Annotated in this window: 15 protein-coding genes; 9 read left to right on the top strand and 6 right to left on the bottom strand. The window is 67.4% G+C overall.

Annotated elements, in window-relative coordinates:
• Nucleotides 1-28: 28 nt before the first annotated feature.
• On the bottom strand, nucleotides 29-745 hold the full coding sequence (locus ACIHA7_RS23325; protein WP_397293022.1) for a TetR/AcrR family transcriptional regulator: 717 nt from the start codon (nucleotides 743-745) through the stop codon (nucleotides 29-31).
• 85 nt (nucleotides 746-830) lie between these two features.
• On the opposite strand from ACIHA7_RS23325, the gene ACIHA7_RS23320 reads away from it, so the two are divergent.
• Complete coding sequence (locus ACIHA7_RS23320) at nucleotides 831-1,622, top strand: siderophore-interacting protein (protein WP_397293021.1); 792 nt, start codon at nucleotides 831-833, stop codon at nucleotides 1,620-1,622.
• An 8-nt stretch (nucleotides 1,623-1,630) separates the two neighbouring features.
• On the opposite strand, the gene ACIHA7_RS23315 is transcribed toward ACIHA7_RS23320, so the two are convergent.
• Both ACIHA7_RS23315 and ACIHA7_RS23310 read right to left on the bottom strand, forming a co-directional pair.
• The gene (locus ACIHA7_RS23315; protein WP_397293141.1) at nucleotides 1,631-3,799 is read right to left on the bottom strand and encodes a BTAD domain-containing putative transcriptional regulator; all 2,169 of its coding nucleotides are present in this window, start codon (nucleotides 3,797-3,799) and stop codon (nucleotides 1,631-1,633) included.
• A 1,252-nt stretch (nucleotides 3,800-5,051) separates the two neighbouring features.
• Nucleotides 5,052-5,861, bottom strand: a complete 810-nt coding sequence (locus ACIHA7_RS23310) for an acyl-CoA thioesterase (RefSeq protein ID WP_397293020.1) — start codon at nucleotides 5,859-5,861, stop codon at nucleotides 5,052-5,054.
• Between the two features lie 279 nt (nucleotides 5,862-6,140).
• Between ACIHA7_RS23310 and ACIHA7_RS23305 the strand changes: the two genes are divergently transcribed.
• The 7 genes from ACIHA7_RS23305 to ACIHA7_RS23275 all read left to right on the top strand — a co-directional run bounded on the left by ACIHA7_RS23305 (nucleotide 6,141) and on the right by ACIHA7_RS23275 (nucleotide 21,109).
• A complete protein-coding gene (locus ACIHA7_RS23305; protein ID WP_397293019.1) occupies nucleotides 6,141-6,905 on the top strand; it encodes an SDR family oxidoreductase in 765 nt (254 codons plus the stop codon).
• A 45-nt stretch (nucleotides 6,906-6,950) separates the two neighbouring features.
• Nucleotides 6,951-8,810, top strand: a complete 1,860-nt coding sequence (asnB, locus tag ACIHA7_RS23300; RefSeq protein WP_397293018.1) for an asparagine synthase (glutamine-hydrolyzing) — start codon at nucleotides 6,951-6,953, stop codon at nucleotides 8,808-8,810.
• A 100-nt stretch (nucleotides 8,811-8,910) separates the two neighbouring features.
• Nucleotides 8,911-10,407, top strand: a complete 1,497-nt coding sequence (locus tag ACIHA7_RS23295) for an acyltransferase domain-containing protein (protein WP_397293017.1) — start codon at nucleotides 8,911-8,913, stop codon at nucleotides 10,405-10,407.
• Entirely contained in the window at nucleotides 10,400-16,252 is a 5,853-nt protein-coding gene (locus ACIHA7_RS23290; RefSeq protein ID WP_397293016.1) for an SDR family oxidoreductase, read from the top strand. The genes ACIHA7_RS23295 and ACIHA7_RS23290 overlap by 8 nt, the downstream gene beginning before the upstream one ends.
• Complete coding sequence (locus ACIHA7_RS23285; protein ID WP_397293015.1) at nucleotides 16,245-17,591, top strand: cytochrome P450; 1,347 nt, start codon at nucleotides 16,245-16,247, stop codon at nucleotides 17,589-17,591. Before ACIHA7_RS23290 ends, ACIHA7_RS23285 begins: the two co-directional genes overlap by 8 nt.
• The gene (locus ACIHA7_RS23280) at nucleotides 17,588-19,864 is read left to right on the top strand and encodes a KR domain-containing protein (protein WP_397293014.1); all 2,277 of its coding nucleotides are present in this window, start codon (nucleotides 17,588-17,590) and stop codon (nucleotides 19,862-19,864) included. Before ACIHA7_RS23285 ends, ACIHA7_RS23280 begins: the two co-directional genes overlap by 4 nt.
• A 15-nt stretch (nucleotides 19,865-19,879) precedes the next feature.
• On the top strand, nucleotides 19,880-21,109 hold the full coding sequence (locus ACIHA7_RS23275; RefSeq protein ID WP_397293013.1) for a cytochrome P450: 1,230 nt from the start codon (nucleotides 19,880-19,882) through the stop codon (nucleotides 21,107-21,109).
• On the opposite strand, the gene ACIHA7_RS23270 is transcribed toward ACIHA7_RS23275, so the two are convergent.
• Entirely contained in the window at nucleotides 21,060-22,004 is a 945-nt protein-coding gene (locus ACIHA7_RS23270; protein WP_397293012.1) for an oxygenase MpaB family protein, read from the bottom strand. The genes ACIHA7_RS23275 and ACIHA7_RS23270 overlap by 50 nt on opposite strands.
• Before the next feature lie 256 nt (nucleotides 22,005-22,260).
• Here ACIHA7_RS23270 and ACIHA7_RS23265 point away from each other — a divergent pair, with 256 nt between their 5' ends.
• Nucleotides 22,261-22,650 (top strand): DUF2834 domain-containing protein, encoded by a 390-nt coding sequence (locus ACIHA7_RS23265; protein WP_397293011.1) that lies wholly within the window; start codon nucleotides 22,261-22,263, stop codon nucleotides 22,648-22,650.
• Here the strand turns inward: ACIHA7_RS23265 and ACIHA7_RS23260 are convergent.
• Both ACIHA7_RS23260 and ACIHA7_RS23255 read right to left on the bottom strand, forming a co-directional pair.
• Entirely contained in the window at nucleotides 22,647-23,654 is a 1,008-nt protein-coding gene (locus ACIHA7_RS23260) for an endonuclease/exonuclease/phosphatase family protein (protein WP_397293010.1), read from the bottom strand. The genes ACIHA7_RS23265 and ACIHA7_RS23260 overlap by 4 nt on opposite strands.
• Before the next feature lie 293 nt (nucleotides 23,655-23,947).
• On the bottom strand, nucleotides 23,948-24,802 hold the full coding sequence (locus ACIHA7_RS23255) for a class I SAM-dependent methyltransferase (RefSeq protein ID WP_397293009.1): 855 nt from the start codon (nucleotides 24,800-24,802) through the stop codon (nucleotides 23,948-23,950).
• Nucleotides 24,803-24,811 lie beyond the last annotated feature (9 nt).

The following is a 24,811-nucleotide window of genomic DNA, read 5'->3' as shown; positions in this document are numbered from 1 at the left end:
GCCACAGGGCCGCCAAGCAGCGGTCGGCCTACTGCGGTTCGTACTCGAGACCGAGCTGCCCGAACACCTCACGCAGGCAGTCCTCGAAGACCGGCTCGACGTCGGCGAAGGCGAACACCAGCTGGTTCAGCACCTCCATGCACAACAGCCCGTACAGCCTGATCCAGATGGACAGGAAGACGTAGATCGCCTCGGCGGGCAGCCGCCTGCCCACCTTGGGCGCGTAGTCGAACAGCTGCTCGCGCAGCGACGGCGCCAGCTCGTCGATATCGGGTACCGGAAACCGCCGCTCCTCCCACAGCTCGACGAACTGCTCGAGGAAGCTCTGCTCGAGTTCGTGCTCGGCCCGCTGCCGCGGCGAGTCGGGGGCGCTGCCCGAGGGCGGGGCCGGACTCGCGAACATCCAGCCGAATTCGGCGCGATGCGCGATGGCCCAGCCGCGCATGGCCCGGCTCATCGCGAGCAGCCTGCGCGAGAGCGACTCGTCCATGTTGTCGTCGCGCGCCCCCTCGATGGTAGCGACCAGTTCCTGGTAGAAGTCCGCGGTGACCGCTTCGACCAGCGCCTCATGACTGGGGTAATACCGGTACAGCGCAGGCCCGCTCATGCCCATCTCCCTGGCCACCGCGTTGACCGTGACCGCGGCGGAACCCTCCTCGATCAGGAGTTTCCTGGCGGTCGTGCGGATCTCCTCGAGGGTGGCCTGGCGGAACCGCTCCCTGCGGCTCATGGTCTGTGGGGGCATTGCTTGTTCCTGACCTCGAAGCGGTTGACACGATGGTATTCGTCTGGTTAGTTAGATACTATAATTCAAGTTAGGGTCCCTTGATGTGCGGGAGAACGACATGCGGGAAAACCTGGCAAACCCCCGGCGCGGCTCCGCACGGAAACCCCTGGAATATCTCTTCGCCAAGTACAAGGCCCAAGGGACCATCACCCACGTCGAGTCCGTCACCCCGACGATGAAGTCCATCCGGATCCACAGCGAAGAACTCGGCAAACTGCCCTACACCCCGGGCCAGCACGTCCGGATCGAGATCAACGATCCGCTGTCCATCTACGGCATCTTCCGTCCCGTCGAGACGCTGCGCAGCTACACCATCTGGGACTACGCGCCGACGGCGAAGACATTCGAGCTGCGTGCGCACCTGTACGACGGCGAAGGCATCGGCCTGACCTGGGCCCGCGATGCGAAGCCCGGCGATGAGGTGACGTACTGGGGCCCGCAGGGCGACTTCGTCACCGGGGACGCCCCCTACCATCTGTTCATCGGCGAAGAAACCGCGACGGTCGCGTTCGGCGCCATGATCCGCGGGCTCGACGCACGGGAGCGGGTGTACGGGCTGTTGGAAAGCGAGTCGGCGGCGGACGAACTGCCCGTCCCCGGCGAACATCGGTTGCATCGGGTGTACCGCGAGGGCGCCCCCGCGCTCTCCTCCCCCACCCTGCTGAGCGCACTGACCACGCTGAACCTACCCGACACGCCCGGTGCGGCATACATCGCCGGCGAGGCCCGAACCTGCCAGGCGGTCCGGGACCACCTGGTCCGGGAACGCGACTGGCCACGCGACGCGATCACGGTGAAGCCGTTCTGGACTCCGGGAAAGCGGGGCTTGCATTGAGATACCTCCTATCTCGCACCGGCTCGCACGCCGGCCACGAGCGAATCGCCTCGTCGGCCCGGCACCCGCTCATCGAGGTAGCGGATCTTGGCGGCGGGCTCCTGGCCCGCCGCCAACGGCCGATCCAAGGCGATCGTGCTGAACTGGCGCATTCCGCCACCCCAGCCCGGCCGCCTGCCGAGCAGATCGTCACGCGCGGTGAGGATTACCAGCACCGGCACCTCACCGAGGTCGGCCCCGAGGCCCTCCACGAAATCCAGCAGATCGTCGTCGGCCCGATGCAGGTCCTCGATGACCAGTACCAGTGGACAATCCCGGGCGAGAGTGCGCAAGAAAACGCGCAGACCATCGAACATCTCCACGGTACTGAGCGGGCGCGGCGAATCGACGAGCGGTCGTAACGCATGCGTCAGCCTGCGCGTGGCCTCACCCGAACCAAGCAGCCTGCGCAGGAATCCGGCGAGCTTGTCACCCGCCATCGTGGCCGAATCGGCAGGCGTGATGCCGCAGCAGGTCGACACGATCGCCAAGGGCACCGCGCCACCGTTCACCGCGGGCAGGCGCGGCGCATCGCAGACCACGAACCGGGTGTCGACATCCTGTTCGCGCACCCGTCGCTCGAACTCGCGCAACAACCTCGTTTTGCCGACCCCCGCCTCGCCGAGCACCGTGATCAGATGCGGCACAGCCCGATGCCGCACCCGCTCGAGCGTGCCGTGCAAGACGTCCAATTCCAGTTCCCGATCCGGCGCGCCGATCGAGCTGGTCGCCCGCGACCGCTCCCGGACACAGGTGACCTGCCAGATCCACGACCCGTCACCGACCTGGTCGTAGCCGACCTGCGCCGCCGTCGCGTCCCTGGTGACACCGCACACCCGGATCGCACCGGAAGGCGCACCGGCCAACAGCCATTGACATCGTTCCAGCACCGCCCCGTTGGGCGACTGCGGAACATCTATCTCCCCGGATCGGTACCGGATGGAGGCCTCGCCGGTGGACACGGCGACCCGCACGACGGGCACGTCACCCAGCCGATCGAGGATCGCGTCCGCCACCCGGACCGCGCGCTCCGCGTGATCCTGATTCTGGGCGACGGGCCCGAAGACGGCCAGCGAGACGGAGCCCATCGAGGTGACGACGGCGCCGCCGAAATCCTGCACGAGTCCCCGAATGTCGAGCGCCACTTCGTCGCGCATCCGATCGATGTCCTCGGGTTCACCCGCGTCCCGGTCGAATCCGAGCTCGGTCTGCACGAGCAGCAGGCTGACCTGCTCCCGGCACACCGCCGAAAGTTCCCGAACGACAGGCGGTTTCGGCACCGGCCGAACCGGCCGCTGCTCGGCGTGCGGCACCTCGACCGGCGGGACCGGCTCGTCCGACTGCGCCCGGTCGTCCGGTCGCGGCCACTGCACGACGATCGGCTCGTCGGATGCGGGCATACCGGCCAGATGCAGCGAGGCGTCCTGGTTCAGGATCGCGTGCTGCAGCAGTTGCAGTTCCCGGCCGGGCTCCACGCCGAGATCCGAGACCAGGGTGGCCCGCACCCGGCTGTAAGTGTTCAACGCGGCGGCCTGCCGACCACAGCGGTACAGCGCGAGCATCAGCTGGCCACACAGTCGCTCGCGCAACGGTTCCGCCTCGACCATGCTCTCCAGCGCACCGAGCATCGTCTGATGTCGACCGCAGGCCAGTTCCGCGGCGAAGTAGTCCTCCATCGCGTCGATCCTGGCGTTCTCCAGCGCGGTCAACTCCGGCCAATCCGTGCCGATCTCCACCAGATCGGCCAACGCCGATCCGCGCCACAGCGAGAGTGCCTCACTGAGAATCACCGAGGCCGCCTTCGGCGAGCCCGCTGCCAGCTCGGTCCGGCCCTCCTGTACCCGTTTACGGAAACGAGATAGGTCTATCTGATCGTCGTCGACCCGCACCATGTATCCCGGTGGCTTGGTGACAAGGGTGCCCGCACCGACGTGCACGGCATTCACCGACAGCGCGCCGCGCAGTCCCGATACCGCGTTCTGCAGAATCTTGCGGGCGGTGGCGGGCGGCTCGGATCCGGCCCACAGTGCGTCCAGCAGCTTGCTGGTCGGTACGACCCGGTTGGCGTGCAGCAGCAGGAAAGCAAGCGTCGCACGTTGTTTGGCGCCACCGATGGCAACTTGCTGGTCGCGGTGCACGACCTCCAACGGACCGAGTATTCGAAATAGCATGGCGAACCCCCACACGTGGAATCAACTCTCCCGTAACAGGATTCACCGGTAACGGCGCCCTGCCGGATGTCCCGACCGGCGGCCTCCGTTCCGCAAGGCCAGGACCGGGTGAGCCAGTCAGCGTTTGCTGATCAATCAGCCTTTCCGTTAATACCGCTCAGTCTCATTAGTACCGGTCAGTATCGTTTAGTGCTCTCTAGAACGATGTTACACAGTTCCAAATCGTCGTCAACCCGAACGACGAACACTTCGCGGAGATCGGCGGTAGAATCCGAAAGTTGTTCTGGCGCACCGGTTTATACAGATTTCCAGCACTGATGGACTCCCCTCGTTGGCGTACTCGCAGCGGCAAGCGACGACGTCGCGGATCGCCGTCCGGGCAGGACCGCATGGCGATCTCGGCACCCGGCGGGTGGTGCGATCACCGCCACACCCACCGGGGTTTTGGTGTCGGCACCCAGAGCAAGGACTGTTGCTCAGCAATAGCTTTCGGGCACGGACCGCAAGCCCGGCAGAGGCCGGGTTCGTTGTAGTGGGCATCGGGCGTCACCGGGCGCGACGAGCTCGCATTCGGCCACGATCCAGCTGGTGGCCTCGGCCTCACAACATTCGATCACCCAGATAACTTCATGGCAGAAATTATCAGCCAAATCAATCACCCGTCAACAGATTTCACAGCTCGCGGATGCCCCCGGTATTGGTGTGTTCCATTTGGCTCGACATTGCGGTAGCGACAATTCGGACGAACTCCTCCGCATCATGGAGCGCCGTGCCGTGTCGAGCCGAAACCATTGCTGAACTGCGGAATCAGATCTCCAGCAGCAGCGTCGCGGGGCCGATACCACCCGCCGCGTACACCATTTTACGGGTCATCCTGCGCCCCCGGATAATTCATCGTACACGATACAATGTCACAAAAGTGCTGTCGGGCCAAAGATTAGGGCCCTACCGAACACTTGCTTGACCCCCCATATGGGGGGAACTTTATGACGTTCAAACGAATTCAACAAGAAATCCGCGTAAGGAGCAAGGTTCTCCCTCGCCCAGCGGGAAATTCGCCGCCGTGTCGGGCCGAGGTCGCGGTGTGTCGCGCGGTTTCGCGGTGTGTCGCGCGGGTTCGACGCGGGACGCACCGCGGGCGACAGCGGCCGATCGTCACCGGACGGAGGCAGGCCGGCACCCCACAGCAGCAGGGGCCCGGCCGCGTGCTGTGAACGAACTACTTTCCGCCGTCGAGGATCCGGCGCAGCTGACGAGACGAGGCCACCAGTCCGCCCGCGCGATCCCACAGGCTTGCCTCGTCCACACACCACCCATCACCGCTGGTGATGTTGCGCTGCACCGCCAGCACGAAGTCGTCGATGGGATTGCGCACCAGATCGCCGTGCAGGTGGATGGACAGCTCGGTTGACACGATCGCGAGCGGTTCGGACAGCGTGGGATAGAGCCCAGGCGGCATGGCGTCCATGGCCACGATGGCCACCAGCGAATCCGCCGCGACCTCGGGCCGCATGCGCAGCCACGCACCCATTTCCGCGGTCGACGACCCGGTCATCGGGAAGGCGCCACAGGCCTGCCGCAGCTCGAACTGCTGCCCGAACGGAACCAGCTCCGGCGGAAAATGGATCTCCGGGCAATCCTCGGGCGCGGGTACCGAGGGCGCGGTGATCCGCTGCTGCCCGGCCCCACCCGTGCGGTGCGCGAACACGATGGTCGAGATGAAGATGGTGTCCTCGCCCTGCGTCCCGCGCACCGTGACGAACTCGGCGGTCCGGCCGGCTCGCTCCACCGTGGCGACCAGCAAAATCGGTGCGTCCCAAGGGTTTCGCAGGAATTGGGTATGCGTGGCCTGTGGCACCGCCGCCGTGTCGACGAGGTCCGCACCGGCCTGGGCGGCGAGCGCGTTGAGCAGTCCGCCGAGCGGGCCGGACCACGACCACCACGTGCGCGGCACGTGCACAATCCATTCGCCCGGGCTCTTCCTGGTGGCACCGCTGGACTCCAGCAACGCATGCTTTTCTAATGTCACAGTAATTTCCGTCCCCTAGCGCCTCGATATCGACGCGCTCAGTAGATCCTATTATCCGGATAAAATCCAGACCGCCTGCAAACGCAATTCAGCCCCCGCTGACCCCGCCTACCGGTCGGCCGATAGCCGCAGCAAACTACCTGGTAATGGGCTCGATGAGCGTCTCATTAACCGACAGTTCGCGACGAATGTGTGCGGCCGTCTAGGTTCGGGACAGGCCCCCGGTAATGGCTATTCGAATCCGGTTTGTTCGGGTCAACTACCAATTAGGAGAAGAGCATGGATCTGCAGCTCGCAGGCAAGACCGCAGTGGTCACGGCCGCCGGCGGTGGCATCGGCGGCGCCATCACTCAGACACTGATCGCCGAGGGGGCAACCGTGCTCGGTGCCGACCTCGCCGTCACCTCGAAGCTCAAGGAAACCGGCGCGATCACCGTCCAGGCCGATCTGACCACCGAGGAGGGCGTCGAGCAGCTGCGCCAGGCGGTCGTCGCCGAATTCGACGGCGTCGATCTGCTGGTCAACGTCGTCGGCGGGCTGGCGGGCCTGCAGCTGGGCAACTTCGCCGATATCGACGACGCGACCTGGCAGAAAGCCTTCCAGCTCAACCTTTTCGCGAATCTGAACGTCACCCGCGCGCTGCGGCCCACCCTGCGCGCGGCGATCGTCAACGTCTCGACCGCGGTCGCCCGCTTCCCCTCGACCGGCCCGTACTGGTACGCCGCCTCGAAGGCCGCACTGGCCGCGTGGAGCAAGAGCCTGGCCAATGAGCTCGGCCCGCAAGGCATTCGGGTCAACGCGGTCTCCCCCGGCCTGATCCGCACGCCGCTGTGGGACGAGTACGGCCCGCGGCTCAGCGCGACCTTCCACATGGAGGCCAAGGACTTCATGCCCAACCTGCCGATGCTCGCGCAGGTTCCGCTCAACCGCTGGGCCGAGCCGGAAGAGGTGGCCGCTCTGGTCGCGTTCCTCGGTTCTCCCGTCGCGGGCTTCATCACCGGCGCGGACTACATCATCGACGGCGGCGCCGAAAAGGTCATGTGATCGCAGCGGCAGCCGCCGCTGACGCCACATCAGAAAGGGATGGCCATGTGTGGAATCGTCGGATGGGTCGACTTCGACCGGGATCTGCGGACGCAAACCCATATCGCACAACGGATGACGGACACCATGGCCCTCCGGGGACCCGATGACGAGGGCCTCTGGGTGCGCGAACACGTCGCGCTCGGCCATCGGCGGCTGGCGGTGATCGATATCGCCGGCGGCAGGCAGCCGATGCGCACCCCGGAGACGACGAACGACGGCGAGCCCTTCCTCGTCATCAGCTACAGCGGCGAGGTCTACAACTTCGCCGAACTGCGCGAGGAGCTGCGCGGACTCGGCCACTGGTTCGCCACCCGCAGCGACACCGAGGTGGTGCAGCGCGCCTATCTGCAGTGGGGCACGGACTTCACGCATCGGCTCAATGGCATGTTCGCCTTTGCCATCTGGGACAGCCGAGTGGACGAATTGATCCTGGTGCGCGACCGGCTCGGCATCAAACCGCTCTACTACTACCCGCTGCCGGACGGGGTGCTGTTCGGCTCGGAGCCGAAGGCCATCCTGGCCAACCCGGCCGCCCGCGCCGAGATGGACGCCGACGGCCTCCGGGACGCGCTCGCGGTGGCCAGGGTGCCGGGACGCACGCCGCTGCGCAACCTCTTCGAGCTGCGACCCGGTCATATCCTGCGGGTCCGGCGCGGGCAGCTGCGCGAGGAACGGTACTGGCAGCTGGAGACCCGGCCGCACACCGACGATCTGGCGACCACCGTCGGTCACGTCCGCGAACTGCTCGAGGACATTGTGACCAAGCAGATGGTCTCGGATGTGCCGCTGTGCACCCTGCTCTCCGGTGGGCTGGACTCGAGTGTGCTCACCGCACTGGCCCAGCGCACGGCGAGCGCACACGGCGAAGGCCGGGTGCGCAGTTACTCGGTCGATTTCGTCGGCCATACCGAGAACTTCAAGCCGGAGCTGTTGCGCGAGGCGCCGGACACCCCGTTCGCATTGGAGCTGGCGCGTCACGTCGGCACCGACCACCGGGAGATCCTGCTCGACACCGCGACGCTGGTCGAGCCCGCGATCCGGGACGCGGTGCTGCGGGCCTGGGATCTGCCCTACGGCATCGGCGATCAGGATCCCTCGATCTACCAGTTGTTCCGCGGGGTCCGCGAGGCCTCGACGGTGGCGCTGTCCGGTGAGGGCGCCGACGAGATCTTCGGCGGCTACCTGTGGTTCCCGGCGGAGCAGCCGACGTTCCCCTGGCACACACCGAGTCCGGTGCCCGCGGCCAAACTCGGCGCGGCCTTCCTCGACCGTGACCTCGCGGCGGCGATCGACCTGGACACCTACGTCAACGATCAGTACGCCGACGCCGTCCGTCAGGTGGTGCACCTGCCCGACGCCGACGCACTGGAGCGGCGCACCCGGATATCCAGCCACCTGCACCTGACCCGATTCCTGGCGATGATGCTGGACCGCAAGGACCGGATGAGCATGGCGACCGGGCTGGAGGTCCGGGTGCCGTTCTGCGATCACCGCCTGGTCGAGTATGTGTACAACGCGCCGTGGTCGCTCAAGACGTTCGACGGCCGGGAGAAGAGTCTGCTCCGCGCCGCCACGAAAGACCTTCTTCCCCAGTCTATTTCGCAGCGGAAGAAGGCGCCCTACCCGACCACCCAGGACATCGGCTACGACGTCGCGATCAACCAGGAACTCGGCAAGATCATGGCCGAGCCCGCCTCACCGATCCTGCCGCTGCTGGATGTCGAAGTGGTACGGGCACATCTGGACAAACCGATCACCGAGCCGTACTCGATGATCGCCCGCTCGGCCTACACCGAGCCACCGGTGCGGTTGAACGCATGGCTGGCCATGCACCAGGTGAACCTGGTCGGGATCAGCGCCTGAGCGCTGCCCGCCTCTCTACCCGTCAGCCGATGGGTAGCAACAGATTTCGTTTCGCAGTACGTATCCGGACCGGTGTTCGGAGAATAGGGAGAACGTAGCGGTGGACAACCGTATTTCGACAAACGTTGCACTCTTTCCCGGACAGGGTGGATTCGACGGGGTGGCGCTGGCCAATGCCGCCGAGCGCCACCCCGAGGTGAGTGCCGTGCTGGCCGAGGTCGACACAGTGCCCATGGCCGAGGTGGGCCGCTCGCTCTCCTCGGCCGTCCTGCGCGCGGAGCCGCCGACGCTCGGCCAACTGCTGGCCGACGAGCCGTGGGTTTCCCAGCTCGCGATCTACGCGACCTCGGTCGCCGTGTATCGCGTGCTGCACGCGGCAGGCCTGCGGCCGAGCATCCACATGGGGCACAGCCTCGGCGAGATCGCCGCGCTGGTCAGCGCGGGCGTGTACTCCGTCGCCGACGGGGCGCGGATCATCTGGCACCGGGTGCGGGCGGTCGGCGAACTGGATCTGCCCGACAGCTACATGGCCGCCGTCGGCGCGGACCCGCGCAAGACCCGGGCGCTGGTCGAGCTGGTGGAGAACGCGGATCTCGCGGTCGCCGTGGAGAATCACGCGCGGCAGACCGTGGTGTCCGGCCCGCAGGACGCGATGGACGCCCTGCGCGGCCTCACCACCGCGATCGGGATCTCCTTCGTCCGGCTCGATTCACCCGCCCCGTTCCACAGCCCGCTGCTGCGGCAGGCGGGCCCCGGCTTGGCCGCGCGAATCCGCGACATCCCGGCGAATCCGCCACAGACAGAGGTGTATTCGCCGATCCTGAATCGGTCCTACACCGCCGACGACGACATCGCCGAGCTGTTGGCGAGCCATCTCGTCGCACCGGTGCGTTTCGGGGAGGGTATCCGCACGCTTTACGCGCGGGGGGTGCGCGGCTTCGTCGAGTGCGGTGCGCTCGGCACGCTGTGTAAGTTCACCGCGAAGACCCTCGAGACCGATCCGCACACCGCCGTGCCCGCGCTGCCCGCAGGCGCGACCGAAGTGGCGCTGCTGCGGCTGCGCGCGGCGGGCCTGCTCGGCGTGGGCGCCGCCAACTCGGACTTCGACACCTTCTGGGATCTGCACGGCACCGAGATCATCGCGCACGTCCGACGCACGTTCGAGAACGGGCATATCGCCGCTCTGCCGGACCGCGATCCGGTCGATGTGCCGGAACCTGTTGCACCACAACCAGTTGCGGCTACCAATGGCGCGCACACCACCAATGGCGCGCACGCTGGGAACGGCGCGCACGCCGGCAACGGCGCGCGCGCCGACAACAGCGAACCCGCACGGGAGGAAGTGGCGGGCACGCTGCGCACCATGTACGCCGAGGCGCTGGAATACCCGATCGAGGTGTTCACCGACGAAGTCGAGCTGGAGGCCGAGCTCGGCATCGACTCGGTCAAGCAGATCGAGCTGCTGAACCGGGTGTCCGAGGAGTACGGCCTGCAACCGAGGACCGACGGTTTCCGGCTGGCCGACTACGACACGATGGGCAAGGTCATCGGGTACACGATGACCAGACTGTCGGACCGGGAATCCGTCGATGTCTGAGCTACGCGGCAAGCTGGCATTGGTCACCGGTGGGGCGCACGGCGTCGGCAAGGCCATCACCACCGCGCTGCTGGAGCGCGGCGCGGACGTGATCGTGAACTACTTCCACTCGCATGAGGCGGCCAAGGAGACCGCGCGCGAACTCGGTCCGCTCGGCCGGGTCGAGTTGCTCCGCGGCTCGGTGGCGCGCTCCGATCAGGTCACCCGAATGTTCGCCGAGATCGAGCAGCGATTCGGCAGGCTGGACATCCTGGTGAACAACGCGGCCTCCGGCGCCCTGGTACCGGACGACGAGGTCACCGACGAACAGCTCGATCTGGGATGGGACACGAATGTCAAAGGCGCACTGCGCTGTTCGCAGCACGCCGCGGAGTTGATGCGGCGGCAGGGCCGGGGCGCGATCGTCAACATCTCCGCGCTGGGTGGTTCGCAGTTCGTGATGGCGAACTACCTCGCGTGCGCCCCGGCCAAGGCGGCGATGGAGACGATGACCCGATACCTGGCCGCGCGTTATGCCGCGGCGGGCATCCGGGTCAACACCGCCTCGGCCGCGATGTTGGTCAGCGACGTCGCCGACGCCTTCCCGCAGGCCGCGGCGATGCAGCGGGCGATCGGCGCGGCGACCCCACTCGGCAGGCTCGGCACCCCAGCGGAATTCGCGGATCTGGTGGCATTCCTGGCCAGCGAGCAAGCGCGGTGGATCACCGGACAGACCGTGCTCGCCGACGGCGGCCTTTCACTCGGCGTGCCGCTGTTGTCAGCGCCGGGCGAACTCGCTTCGGCGACAACGGTTCCGGGGCAAGCCGCCGCGACCATGGATACCGAACCGGTACCGAGCGCTTCGGGCGCCGGCGCACGGCCCGTGGCCGAGGCTTCGGTCTGCGAACCACACGATTGCGCCGCGGGCGTCGATACCCGGTTCGAGGCCGAAACCCCGGTCACCGAACCGGAAGACGACGAGATCGCGATCGTCGGCATCGGCATGGCCGTGGCCGGCGCGAACAGTCCAGAAGAGTTCTGGCAGTTGCGTAATACCGGCGCCGACCTGTTCGTCCCCGTGCCGGTGGACCGCTGGGAACGGGATTCGTTCCACTCCACCGACGACAGCGCGGAGGACAAGGCGTATCAGGACCGGTGCGTGTTCATCACCGAATTCGCGCCCACCGAGGGCGGATTCGATCCCGCCGATCCCGCGGGCAACCACGAGTTCACCACCTCCTGGTTGCGGCACAGCGTGATTCAGGCCATGCGCGGCGTCGGCACTCGGCCGACCGATCGATTCCGCGCCGTCATCGGCTACACCCCCGACGGCAATCAGCACCTGGAAGAGGCGGGGGTGCTCGCGGCCGCCGTGGACCGGGCGGACAGCATTCTCGCCGAACTGGCGCCCGCGGCACGGGATTTCCTGCGTGCGGAGGTCGCAGGCACCCTCGGCGCACGGTATCGGCGCGGCGCAGGCGACAACGTGGCCCGCTTCCTGCCGCATCGGGTGGGCAGGCTGGCCATCGATGGCGTGCTGCCCGCGGCGACCACGGTGCAGATGGTGGACACCGCGTGCTCGTCCTCGCTCTATGCCGTGGACATCGGGGCCAAGGCCCTGCTCGACGGCGCGGTAGACCTCGCGGTCTGCGGCGGTGCCTTCGCGCTCGGCCCGCGCGGCACGGTGTTGTTCTCCAAACTGCGTGGCCTGTCCAAGAAGGGCGAGGTGCGCTCGCTGGACCGTGACGCGGACGGGGTCATCTTCGCCGACGGCGCGGCCGTGGTCGTGCTCAAGCGACTGAGCCGGGCCCGCGCCGACGGCGACGACGTGCTCGGCGTGCTGCGCAGCACCGGCACCTCCTCCGACGGCAAGGGCAAGGCGATCTACGCGCCGAACCCGAAGGGCCAAGCCAGGGCGATCTCCCGGGCCCGCGAGACCGATCCGCCGATCCCGGTGGACTGGATCATCGCGCACGCCACCGGCACTCCGGCCGGCGACACGGCCGAGCTGAAGACCCTGCACGAAAGCTATGGCGCCGAGGCGATTCCGGTCACCTCGAACAAGTCGCTGATCGGGCACACCGGCTGGGCGGCGGGCGTGGTGTCGCTGATCGAGGCCACCCTCGGCCTGCGCCACGGCGTCGTGCCGCCCCAATTCCGTTTCACCGCACCGCCGGTCGACTTCCCCGCCGACCGATCCCGGCTGACCATCCCGACCGAGGCGCTGGCGCTGCCCGCGCGGCAGGATCGCCCGCGCACGGTCGCGGTGACCGGCTTCGGTTTCGGTGGCACCAACGCCCATCTGCTGCTGTCCGAGCAGCATCCGGCCGCGGTCCCGACGAAGACCGCGTCGCAGCGGCGCGACGGCCGGATCGCGATCGTCGGCTGGGCGGCTCACCTGCCCGGCTTGGCCGATCGGACCGCGATCGAGGCCTGGCTGCGCGGCACCGGCCCCGGCCCGGCCGACAGCTTCGGCGAGAAGTACCCGACGCCGACCTTCGACAAGGTGCGGCTGCCACCGCCGACCGTGCGGACCGTGGACCGCTGCCAGCTGATGATCCTGGAGTGCGGGCACCAACTGCGCGAGCAGCTCGGCGACTCCTGGCAGGACCACGCGGACCGGACCGGTGTGTTCGTCGGCAATCTCGGCCCCACCAGGGCGGGCATGCTGTACGCCAACCGCTGCTACCTGGACGACATCTCGGGCGCGCTCTACCGCAACCCCCGGTTGGCCGAGTCCGAGCTGCTGCCCAAATTGCTCGACGGCCTGTCCGAACACGCGCAGCGACTGGTCCCACCGTCCAACGAGGATTCGTTCTCCGGGATCATGCCGAACATCATCTCGGCCAGGCTGGCGAACTATTTCGACCTGCACGGGCCGAACCTGACCCTGGACGCGGGCCTGGCCTCCACGCTGTCCGCTTTCGATGTGGCCTGCCAGTATCTGCGCGCCGGCGATATCGATGTCGCGCTCGCGGGCGGTATCAACGGCAACGATCTGGCCGAATTGCGGCCGCTGCTCGCCGAGCTGCTGCCGGACACGGCCCCCGCCGACGGCGCGTTCTTGTTCGCGCTGGCCACCGAGGAGGTGGCGGTGGCATCGGGGATGCCGATCCTCGCGATCGTGGACGAGATCGGTGTCGTGGACGAGTCGGCGAAATCCGCTGCGGCAGAGGTCGAATGCGGCGTGCCCGCGCCGGCGACCGCGCGCTACCTCGGCGCCGCGGGCGGGCTGGAGGTCCTTCGCCTGCTGCTCACCGGGGGCGGCTCGGCGGATGTGGTGTGCCACGGCGAGCCGGATACCCCGGCGACCCGGATCGGCCTCACCATCCCCGCTACCGAGGCCCCGCCGCTGCCCGAGCGATTCAGCTCGCCGGATGCCTATGGCCCCGGTGCCGCATGCAAGGTGCGACGTCATGTCCCCGAGTTGGTTCCGGTGCCGGCCGACGCGATCCGCCCGGCCCTGCCGTTCCTGCCCGCCGGAGTCGTCCTGCTCACCGACGATCCGGAGCTCGTCGCCGCGCTCGGCCCACTCCCCGACGACGCGATCGTGCTGTGCGCCACGCCGGACACGACCTCGGACACGGTGGACGCCGCACTCGCCGGTCGGGCGCCGAAAGATGTTCGGGTACTTGTCGATCTGGCCGCGTCGGCACCCGTGGCGAACTGCCTGACCGAGGGCGCGCCCGCGGTGGAGGCGTTGCACGATCTGTTGTTCCTGGTGCTGCGCCGGGCCGAACACGCCTCGGTGTTCGCACTGCTGCTCGGCGGTCTGCACCGCGAGGTGCCGCACCCCTTCAGCGGACTGTTCACCGGGCTGATGAAGGCCGCCCAGCTGGAAGCACCGGACACGGAGCGGTTCGCGCTGGTCACCACGACGCAGGACGTGACAGCAGGGGCACTGCTCGTCGAGGCGGAGACCCGCCGAAACCGGGTGTTGCCGGTGGTCTTCGACCGTTCGGGCACCCGCTGCGCCTACACCCTCGTCGAACGCAATCTCGACCTCGCCGAAACCGGCCCGCGGTTGTCCGCGTCCTCCGTGGTCGTCGCGGTCGGCGGCGCCAGGGGCATCACCGCGGAGTTGGTCAAGGCGCTGGCCGCCGACTTCGGCCCGAAACTGTATCTGCTTGGCAGCAACCCGCTCGACGACTATCCGGCGGAGACGTTCATCGCGACCGACGCCGAGTTCGCCGCGGGCCGCAAGCACTGGCTGCGCGACCAGTTGACGACCCGGCCGGGCACGCCGGTCGCGACGCTGAACCGCGAGTTCAACCGCATGCTCGACGCGCGAGCGGCCCGCGGCAACATAGACGCGATGGCGAGCCTCTGCGGCGCCGCTCGGGTCCGATACTTGACCTGCGATGTCACCGACGAGGTTTCGGTGCGCCGGGCCATCGGCGAGATCCTGGCCACCGAGTCGAGCATCGATCTGCTGATCAACGCGGCGGGCAAGAACAGCTCGGCGTTGTTGCCCCGCAAGGACTTCGCGGCGTTCCGCAGCGTGCGTGACCTGAAGCTGCGCTCGCACCGCAACCTGAAGAAGGCCCTCGCCGACACTCCCGTCGGCCTGTGGTGCAGCTTCGGTTCGCTGCTCGGCTTCTTCGGCCAGCGTGGCGAGAGCGACTACGCGGCGGGCAACGATTTCCTCGCCACGGCAAGTGAATTCGCGGCACGGGTGCAGGGCCGAGACGAGGTGACCATCGGGTGGACGCTGTGGAGCGGCACCGGGATGGGCGCGGGCGATCTCATCAGCAAGTACTACGAACGCGCCGACTCCTACTCGAATATGGCGGTCGCCGAGGGCATTCACCATTTCGTCCGCGAACTGCACGCGGCCGAACGGGTGCCGCACATCGTGCATCTCGGTGCCGCTGAGCGGCGCACGGTGACGTCCTTCTACCCCGAGTTCTTTACCGGCACCACCCGAACCGGCGATCACCACCTGCGCCACACCGTGTCGCGCACCGAGGGCACCGCGGTCTACGAGTGTCCGATGACCGAGCAGGCCGACGGCTACCTGTACGGCCACACGGTGCGCGGGCACGCCACGCTGCCAGGCCTTTTCGTCACCGAGATCGCGGCGGAGGCCGCCTTGTCGCTGCGGCCCGAACTCGTCGTGATCGGCTTCGAGGACCTGGTGTTCGAGCGCTTCGTCCAGGTACGCCCGGATCTCGATGTCCCGCCGAAACGCATTCACGCCAGCGTCGGCACCGCGACCGCGGACCTGGTCACCATCGACGTGCGCATCACCTCGGACATCGTCGCGCCGACCGGGTTGGTCATCGCGAAGGACAAGCCGCACTTCACCTGTCGAGTGCTGCTCGCCCCCGCGGCGAACGCCGCGCTGCGCTGGCAGGACTGGACCACCGATCCGGCCGAACGCGCCGTACCGGACCCCTATCATCTGCCCGGCTCGCCGGTGCGCCTGTCCGGACCGTTCGTCTGCACCACCGACACCCGCACCCATCCGCGCGGCGCGCGGGCCCGGTTCCGGCCGGATCTGACCGACGCGGACCCGGTGTGGTCGAAGTTCCTCATGCCGAGCCTGCTGCTCGACGGCATGGCCAGGATGGGCGCGCTACACCCGACCAAAGCCGGGCTGCTGCCGGTGGCGGTGCCCACCTCGGTGCGCCGCATCGATCTGTACCAGCAGGCGAACGATGTCGAACTGGCCCAAGCGGGCCCGCTCGAGCTATACGCGACCCCCGCCGAGTTCACGTTGGACGGTCCGGCCGCGAACCGGTTCGTGGCCGCCCGACCGGACGGCGGCGTGGTCGCGCAGATCAAGGACATCGGGGCGAAGGTACTCGGTTATGTCGACCCCGCCGACGGAACGTTCCACACTTCGGGAGAAACGCATGGTTGACCGGCAAGCCCCAGGGCCAGAGGGTGACCACCTGATGGGCGCGCTGAGCAAATTCAAGAGCAATTCGCTCGGCCTGATCACCGATCTGCAAGGCAAGTACGGCGGCATCGTCCGGGTGAAGCTGGGGCCGTATCTCGTGCACCAGCTCACCGAGCCGAGCGCGATCAAGCATGTGCTGCAAGACAATCCGGACAACTACCGGCGCGGCCGCTTCTACCAGGGCTTCAACCTGTTCATGGGCCGCGGGATGCTGACCACCGACGGCGCGGAGTGGCGCAAGCGCAAGCAGCTCAGCCAGCCGTTCTTTCAGCGCGCCAGGATCGAGGCGGCCGCGCCGATCATCACCGACTGCGTCGAGGATCTGTTGGCGCGCTGGTCCGGCCCCGCCGAGCGGGGTGAGGTCATCGATATCACCGACGACCTGATGTGGCTGTCCATGGGTGTGCTCAGCCGCGCGCTGTTCGGTATCGACCTGCGCGAACGCGCCGAGGAACTGGTGCCCGCGGTGCGCTTCTCGCTCAAGGCGATGATCATCACCGGCAAGGTGGAGCAGATGCTGCCGCAGTGGGTGCCCACCCGCTATCAACGCGACCTCAAGCGCTATCAGGCCGTTCTGAACAATGTCATCGACGACGTCATCACCGCGCAGCAGGGCACCGACGACGACAACTTGGTCAACGCGTTGCTCGCGGCGCGCGACCCCGACACCGGCGAACCGTGGGACCGCAGGGCGATCCGGGCCGAGCTGAAGACCCACTTCATGGCCGGGCACGAGACCACCGGCTGCGGCCTGGCGTGGACGCTGTACTCGATCGCCCAGCACGTCGATGTCCGGCGCAAGCTGACCGACGAACTGGACACCGTGCTCGACGGCCGCACGCCGACCGTCGAAGACCTGGCGAACCTGCCGTATCTGCGGCAGGTCGTGGACGAGTCGCTGCGGCTCAACCCGCCGATCTGGCTGTTCCCCAGGGAGGCCATCGCGGACGACGAGATCGGCGGCTACCACGTGCCCGCGGGCACGAGCGTGCTGATCCCGCCGTACGCGGCCCACCACAATCCGGAGGTCTGGGACTCGCCGGAGGCGTTCGACCCCGAGCGGTTCTGCCCGGCCGCCGCCGGTCCGACGCGGTACTCCTACCTCCCCTTCGGGGGCGGTGGACGCCGGTGCATCGGCAGTCATCTGGCCACCCTGGAGTTGCAGCTGACCGTCGCGATGGTCGCGCAGCGCTACCGGCTGAGCCTGGCCTCGGGTGAGCACGTGCTGCCCACCGGGCTGGTGTCGCTGCGTCCGCAGGCCGGCGTGCGGATGCGTCTGGAACCGGTCGTCCGGACGTGACGCACGATCTCGGTGACGCGGCGACGGTCCGGCGCTTCCGCTGGGTGAATGTGCCTGCCCCGGTGCTTGATTCGCCGCCCCGTCTCGCCGGGCGCAGGGTCGCCGTCTGCAACGGCACCGACGCGGCGGCCGCGGCGGTCGCGGTCGCCCTCGCCCGGCACGGCGCCGTGTCCTGGCGGCCGGGCGAGCCCGGCGCGCCGGACGCGATCGTCGACCTGACGCTGCCCGACCGATTCGACCCCGGCGATCCGAACGCGGCGGACAAGGCCGTGACGCGCACGCTCGCGCTGTTGCGGCACTGCTACCCGGACTGGGCCGAGGAGGTCGACGCCCGCAGGCTCGCCTACCTCGCGGTGACCTACCTGGACGGCGAGTCCGGCTACCGCGGCGACCCGATCCACCAGCCGCTCGGCGGGCTCTGGGCCGGCCTGGCCAAGACCCTCCCCCGGGAGATCCCGAACGTCAACGCGCGCGTGATCGACGTGGCGCGACCGGAGCTCGCGGAACTTCCCGATCTCGTCGCCGCCGAACTGTATGCGCGCGGCCCCGCCGAGATCGGCTATCGCGACGGTGTCCGGCGGATGCTGGTGCCGCGGCCCGAGCCGGTCGCGGCACCGACGGTCACCCTCACCGCCGACGATGTCGTGCTCGTCTGTGGTGGTGGCATCGGGATCGGCTTCGAACTGGCGCGTGCGCTCGCCCGCGAGCACGGCTGCCGGATCGTGGTGACCGGACGGGCGCAACCCCCGGTCGGCACCGAGGACTGGCTGGGCTTGGACGACGCCGGATTCGAGGCGTATCGGCGGGAACACATCCGCGCCGCGGCGGGCACCGGGCGGATTCGCGAGGTCCGCGGGCGGCTCGGCAAACTGGCGAACCTGCGTGCGTTGCAAACGAATCTGCGTTCGGTCGCCGAATCCGGCCTGCCACTGCGCTATTCGCGTTGCGACCATGCCGATCCAGCCGATCTCGACCGGCTGCTGGACGAGATCGGGCCGCAGCTGGCGGGCGTGGTCTACCTGGCCGGGGTCGACCGGCCCGCACGGCTGCCGAAGAAGTCCGACAGCGACTTCCTGGCGGGCATCTCGGTCAAGATCACCGGTTTCCTGCGGCTGGTCACCGCTTTACGCGATCGCAAGCCGAGATTCCTCTGCGCCTCCGGCTCGCTGACCGGTCGGCTCGGCGGCATGGTCGGCGAGCTGGACTACGCGGCGGCCAACGAGGCGCTGGCACGAATCGGCTTGTGGGCCAAGGCAACCAGCGGGCTGGATGTCCTCACGGTCTGCTGGCCACTCTGGCGCGGCCTGAGCGTATCGGCCAATATGGACGCCGCGCTGAAGTACATGCCCGCCATGGACCCGGCCGAGGGCTTGGCGCGCTGGAACGCGGAGCTGCTCGCCCCGCACGCGGGCGAGGCCGCCTTCCTCGGACCCATCGGCCCGGGGGTAAGCCTCGCCCAGGCCGGTCAATTCACGGTCGAGCCCGGGCTGCCCGGCTTCGCCGAGGTGTATCCGAAGATCTTCCACCGCGGCGAACCGTTGCGGTGGCGGCCAGGGTCCGAGCTGAGCGCCGAGATCGGCTTCACCGCCGACACCACGCCGATCGCCGCGGACTTCCTCGTCCACGGCGATCCCGCGCTGCCGGTGACGATCCTGTTGGAGAACGTGCTGCGAAGCTGTGCCTGGCTGGTGCCGGAGCAGCCACGCGAACTCACCGGGGTAACGGTGGACCCGGCGGGACTGCGTCTCGTCGCAGGCACGCTCGCGCTCGAGCGCCGCGCAGCGGTCGACGCGGACGGCCGATCGATCGCGGTCTCGGTGCACGCGGGTGATACCACGGTCGCCCGGCTGACCGTGCGCTACGGCGATCCGCGCGAACCACCGCCGCCCGCGATCCCGGCCTCGGCGGGCGAACCGATCCCCGCGCCGCCTGGCCCGCTGCGCTGGCGCGGCTCGATAGTCCGCCTGGCACAGTGGCGACGGCATCCCGGCGGCACGCTCACCGCCTCGGTCCACCACACCGAGCCCGCCGATCTGTGGACGGCCGAACCCGCTCCCGAACCGCCGCTGCCGATTTCGGCACTGGAGAACATCCTGCGGATGACACCGCCGGACCCCGATGGTGTCCTCCGCATCGACCGGCTCGTGCTCGGTCAACGGCCGGGGCGGGCGGATCTCGTCCTCGGCGACCCATCCGCAGGCGCCTGGTGCGCGATCGACCGCCGCAGCGGGCGCGTCGCGCTGACTCTGCGCCGCTCGAATCACCGACCGTAAACCGAGGAGACAGCCATGGCCGAGCTGACCATGCACGAGATCTACAACGAGGAGTACCTGGACGACCCGTACCCGCTGTTCCAGCGGATACGCGAGGTCGACCCGGTGTACTGGGACGAGCGGATGGGCGAGGCCGGCGGTTGGATGATCACCGGTTACGAGCCCGCGATGACCGCGTTGATGGACCCGAGACTGACGGCGAAGCGGCCGAATTGGGATCCGAGCAGGCTGCCCGAGGACAGCGAGCCGGCGAACGTCGACGCCATGACCTCGCTCAACAAGCAGGTCGTGGTGTCCGAGCTGCCCGGCCACACCCGGATTCGCAAGCTGTTCAACCGGCCGTTCCTGCCGAAGCCGGTCGAGCGGATGCGCGAAGAGATCATGAAGACCGCGGATCGGTTGCTCGACCGCGCGCTCGTCGGTGGCAGCGGTCAGATGGACGCGATGGGGGACTTCGGATTCGCCATGCCCGCAACGAGTCTCGGCGGAGTGCTCGGGATTCCGAAGAAGCTGAACTACCTGCCGTGGATGTTCAGCCTCGGCATGCTCATCGACGACGGACCGGTCGCCCAGGAGATCCAGCCGAAACTGCTGCGCGGGGTGCACGACTACCTGGAGTTCTTCCGCGGCCAGATCGAGGAGCGCCGCGACGGCGCGGGCTACGACGACATGATGCAGATCCTCGCCGACGCCTACACCACCGGCGAGTTCAGCGACGAACGGGAACTGCACGCGAATCTGGCGTTTCTGCTCACCGCGGGCCAGATCAGCACCGCGCATCAGATCGGCAACACGATCATGCATCTGCTGCGGGCACCCGAGCTGTACGAGCGGCTGCGCGCCGAACCCGAACTGGTGCCCGCGTTCTCGCCGGAACTGATGCGTTTCGATGCCTCGATCCAGCTGACCAAGCGCCGCGTCATCGAGCCGATGGAACTCGGCGGGCACGAATTGGCCGCCGGCGCTGAGATCTTCATCTGGATCGGTGCCGCACACCGGGATCCGGACCGGTTCATCGATCCCGACCGGCTCGACCTGGACCGCGAGGACGTCACCCATCTCACCTTCGGCCGCGGTATCCACTACTGCCTCGGCGCTCAACTCGGCAAACTCGCGCACGACATCTCGGTGCAGGCCTTCCTCGAGCGGGTCCCTTGCCCTCGACTCGCGGTCGAGGGCAAGGTCAAACGCTCGATCATGCCGACATTTCGCGGTCCTTATCAGCTGCCGGTGGCGTTCGGTTAGCACGGCTGATGGACAGCCCGCCGGTGGTCTTGAGTTTGCGCAAGGTCGGGCTGTCCTTTCGGCCGATTCGCCGCCGCTGAATCGGCGTGCGCGGATCCGGCAGCAGCCGCTGGACGAAGAAATAGGATCGCAGGCCTATTTTGACCGCGAGTTCGCCGAGCGGATGCGGTTCGTCCAATTGCATCACGCGCCGGACATTGACCGGAACAACGCTCAGCATGATGGTCCGGCCGATCGGCTGCCAGCGGCCGGGAAACCAGCGGTCGCAGAATTGCTGAATGAACGCCTCGCTCACCCGGTGACCGTTATCCGTGCGTTCCCAGTCGCGGGCATCGTAGTCATCCGCGAAATCGGCGAGCGATTCGAAATCCGCCGGAAAGTCCACCACCGGAACGTCGCCCTCGGATGTGAGCTGCGCACAGATATCGCGGGCCCAGAGGTGAAAGGCGATTTGCAGCCGCTCGTCGAAGCCGGGCAGGCCGACATACCGCTGCAACCGGTGCGGCACGACCGCAAGCAGGCACATCCCCTGCACGTAGTCGTCATTGTGCGCGAAAGCGCCTGGTAGACGCCTCGCGACGCCGGCATGGATCCGGTTCAACCGGCGCACGGACTCGCGCACCTCCTCGCTGCCCGGCGGATAGAGGTACCAGGTCCAGAAGAAATACATGCTGTCCTCGAACCGCCGCTGTGGCCGATCGATCGACTTCCGCCCGAATGCCAGCGCGTCCCCGCCGTGCGGCGGCATCGTCACGTCCATGAAGTTCAACGCATAACCGATGTTCAAAAACATTTCACCGAGTCGATACTCTCCGAAAAGCCGGACAATTTCATGGTACTCGGTGTGCGGATCCAGCTTCGCCATCTCCTTGTCCAGCCATTTATACCCACGCATCACAACACCCTCAGATCGACAACCAATACAGAAACAGACTAATGGCAATGTCGATGGAAATGCGATCGACTCTTACGCAAAAACTATGGTCTGGACAAATATCGGAATCTGCGATTCCGCGTCGTACCGTCACCGACTCCCGACTAGAAATCGCCCGCTGATTCCGCGCATCGTCAGAACTCAGGGTTGCCCGAGACCGACCGGTCTACTACGGTCCGTATGGACCGATCGGTTCACCGGCGAAGGAGATTGCTCCATGTCCGACCGCACCACGGGCCAGTCCTGGCGACGCCCCACCCTCATCGCGACGCTCATCGCCGCGTTCATCACGCAGAATTCGATAGCGGTGCCCTATGTGCAGCGCAATGGGCCGAAGTCCGTCCTCGACTTCTTCGTCGGCGACATCTACAAGACGGTGCCAGGCCGGTTCGCGATGGTGGACCTCGGCTTCGTGGTGCTCGGCTTCCACGCGTGGGCGTTCGCGGAGGCGCGGCGGCTCGGCATCCTGCGCTGGTGGGCCGCCTCGTTCGTGCTGACGTTCTCGGTGGGCATCGCCACCGCGATCCCATTCTTCCTGCTGGTCCGCGACTTCACAGTCGACAAAGCCGCAGAGCGCGAAGGCGCGGTCCTACCGGCCACGGCCTAGTCGGCGAGCTCGTAAACCGCGAGTATGCCTTTGTGGTCGCTGCACCACCGCGGTGGCGACGCGGCGAAGTTGTCCTGAGTCTTTTCCGGCTGCCGGGTACCACGCACGATGGACCCGCGCGGACCGACCAGGCCGACGGAGGTCAGCGTCAGCGCGGCCCCGTTGGCGAAGACGAAGTCTACGCGGTCGCGTTCGTCGGCCTCCGGCGCCCAGGCGAGTTCGGCGACGTCCACCTCGGCGTTGTCCGACGGCCAGGTGAGTCCGGGGTGGGTGGCCGGGTCGGGGTACATCGATCGGTAGGCATCGATGAAACCCGCTTGGTGCAGACGCCGAGTGGACTCCCACGGCAGTACGACACCGTTGTGGTCGAACATGGGCGCGGTGGCAGTCGTCCAATCCAGCACGGACGGCTCGTTCAGGTCGCCACCCATGATGACCGAAGCCCCTTGCCCGAGTTCGGTTTTCGCGTCCGCGAGAAACGCGCTGATGACGTCGGGCCGGCCGGAGGCTGCGTTCACGCGCTGGATCACGGCCGGGTCCGTTACCGGGCCGCCCGGCATCTTGTCGAAGTTGTACTCGGCGAACTCATCCGGCGCCGGAACCCCGGGACCGTAGCCGCGAGGCAGATTGGCGGCGTACCAGCGAAACTCCAGATGCGACGAGTAGGCGGTGAGCCGTCTGCCGTCAATGTTCAACCGCGCCTTGACCATCCACTGCAGGTCGGCGCTGTCCTCGATCGGAAACACCGTCAAAATGCCCGTGTCATGCGAGCTGACCGCATTGAAGTCGTACCCACGCCGCGCCAATTCGGCCGCGACATCCGTGGTGGCGCTGGTCGCCTCCGACAGCAGCGCGATCGAAGCCCGGGTCTCGATGATGAGATCGGCGATCAGCTGGGTGCCACGCGCGACCTTGCTACCGCTGTGCCAGGTATTGAAAGCGAGCACCCGAATCTCGCGTGCCCCGCCATCCCCCGCCGCAGACTCGTCATCGTTTCGCGTCATCACCCCATCATGGCCGCCACCGGCGCACCGGCAACCACCGGCATCGCCACAGGAACTTCCCTGGTTCGCCGCCATCGCACGGCGCAGGGTGGGTGCCTGGTCTGGTGATTCGTGGCGGCCGCCGCGAAACGTGGTCACGATAGAATGTCATTTGCAGCATTTGCCTTGCAGAGGCTTTCGGCTCGAACCCGCATCGCCGAGCACGTCGCCGAGACCGTGCTCGCCCGGACCATCTCAGGGGCGCCACCAGGCAGCGCAGGAAGTCCCGCCGATGAAGTCCGGTTGCGGTCGCCTCACTCCACGGCGTCGAACGTGCGCCCCCGATGCGCGGCGCGCAACACGTGACCACCGACCTGGTCTACAGCCGTGTTTCCCGGAGCGAATCGATCGATCATCTGCTGCCAATCGAGGTCTTCGATCTCGCCGAAGCCGAAATCGGTTAACTTGTCGTCGATTTCATCGCCGGTGAACAGAGAGAGCCACGGCTCCCCGATACCAGTCATGATTTCGGACAGCATCTCCACCAGCGCGCGCCGCTGTGGCGGCAGCGCCGACGGCGGTTCGCTGTAGTCGAGCACGAGCTGGGCGGGAGCGCGGAGATCTGCGATGAACCGCAGGGTGGTGTCGATAGCATTCGCTGTGAGGTATTGCACGACGCCCAGCCAGATGAAGAAGGTCGGCACGGTGTCGTCGAACCCGCTGTCTCGCAGCTGGTTTGCCAGTGCGTCGGTCTCGAAGTCGACCGCGACGAAGCGTAGCGAGGGTCCCGCGACGATACCGGCGTCGACAACGCGTTGCCGTTTCCATGTTTGGGTGTCGGGGTGGTCGACTTCGTAGACCACGATGTGCGGGTATGGATTCCGTAATCCGAAGGTGTCCAGTCCTGCGCCGAGGACGACCACTTGTTCGATCTCACTCGCCCGGCTCGCCAGCGCGTCTTCGGCGAAGCGGTGCCGCATGGCGAGGAACAACCTCGCCTCGTCGGGGATGTCGTTGCCGTCGTACCCGTTGCCCAGAGCGTTTTCCGCCGCTTCGGCGAGGGGGACCGCGAGGGCGTCGGTGAACACCCTCGGCTCATCCGAACTCTGGTGCAGGGCACGACCACGTGCTGCGCTCAGCGCGGTCCGGCTCGGCTGACCCAATTGCATAGAAAACCT

Source organism: Nocardia sp. NPDC052316 (genome assembly GCF_044547795.1).
In the GTDB taxonomy this organism is placed as follows: Bacteria; Actinomycetota; Actinomycetes; order Mycobacteriales; family Mycobacteriaceae; genus Nocardia.
This window is presented reverse-complemented; position numbering and strand designations above follow the sequence as displayed.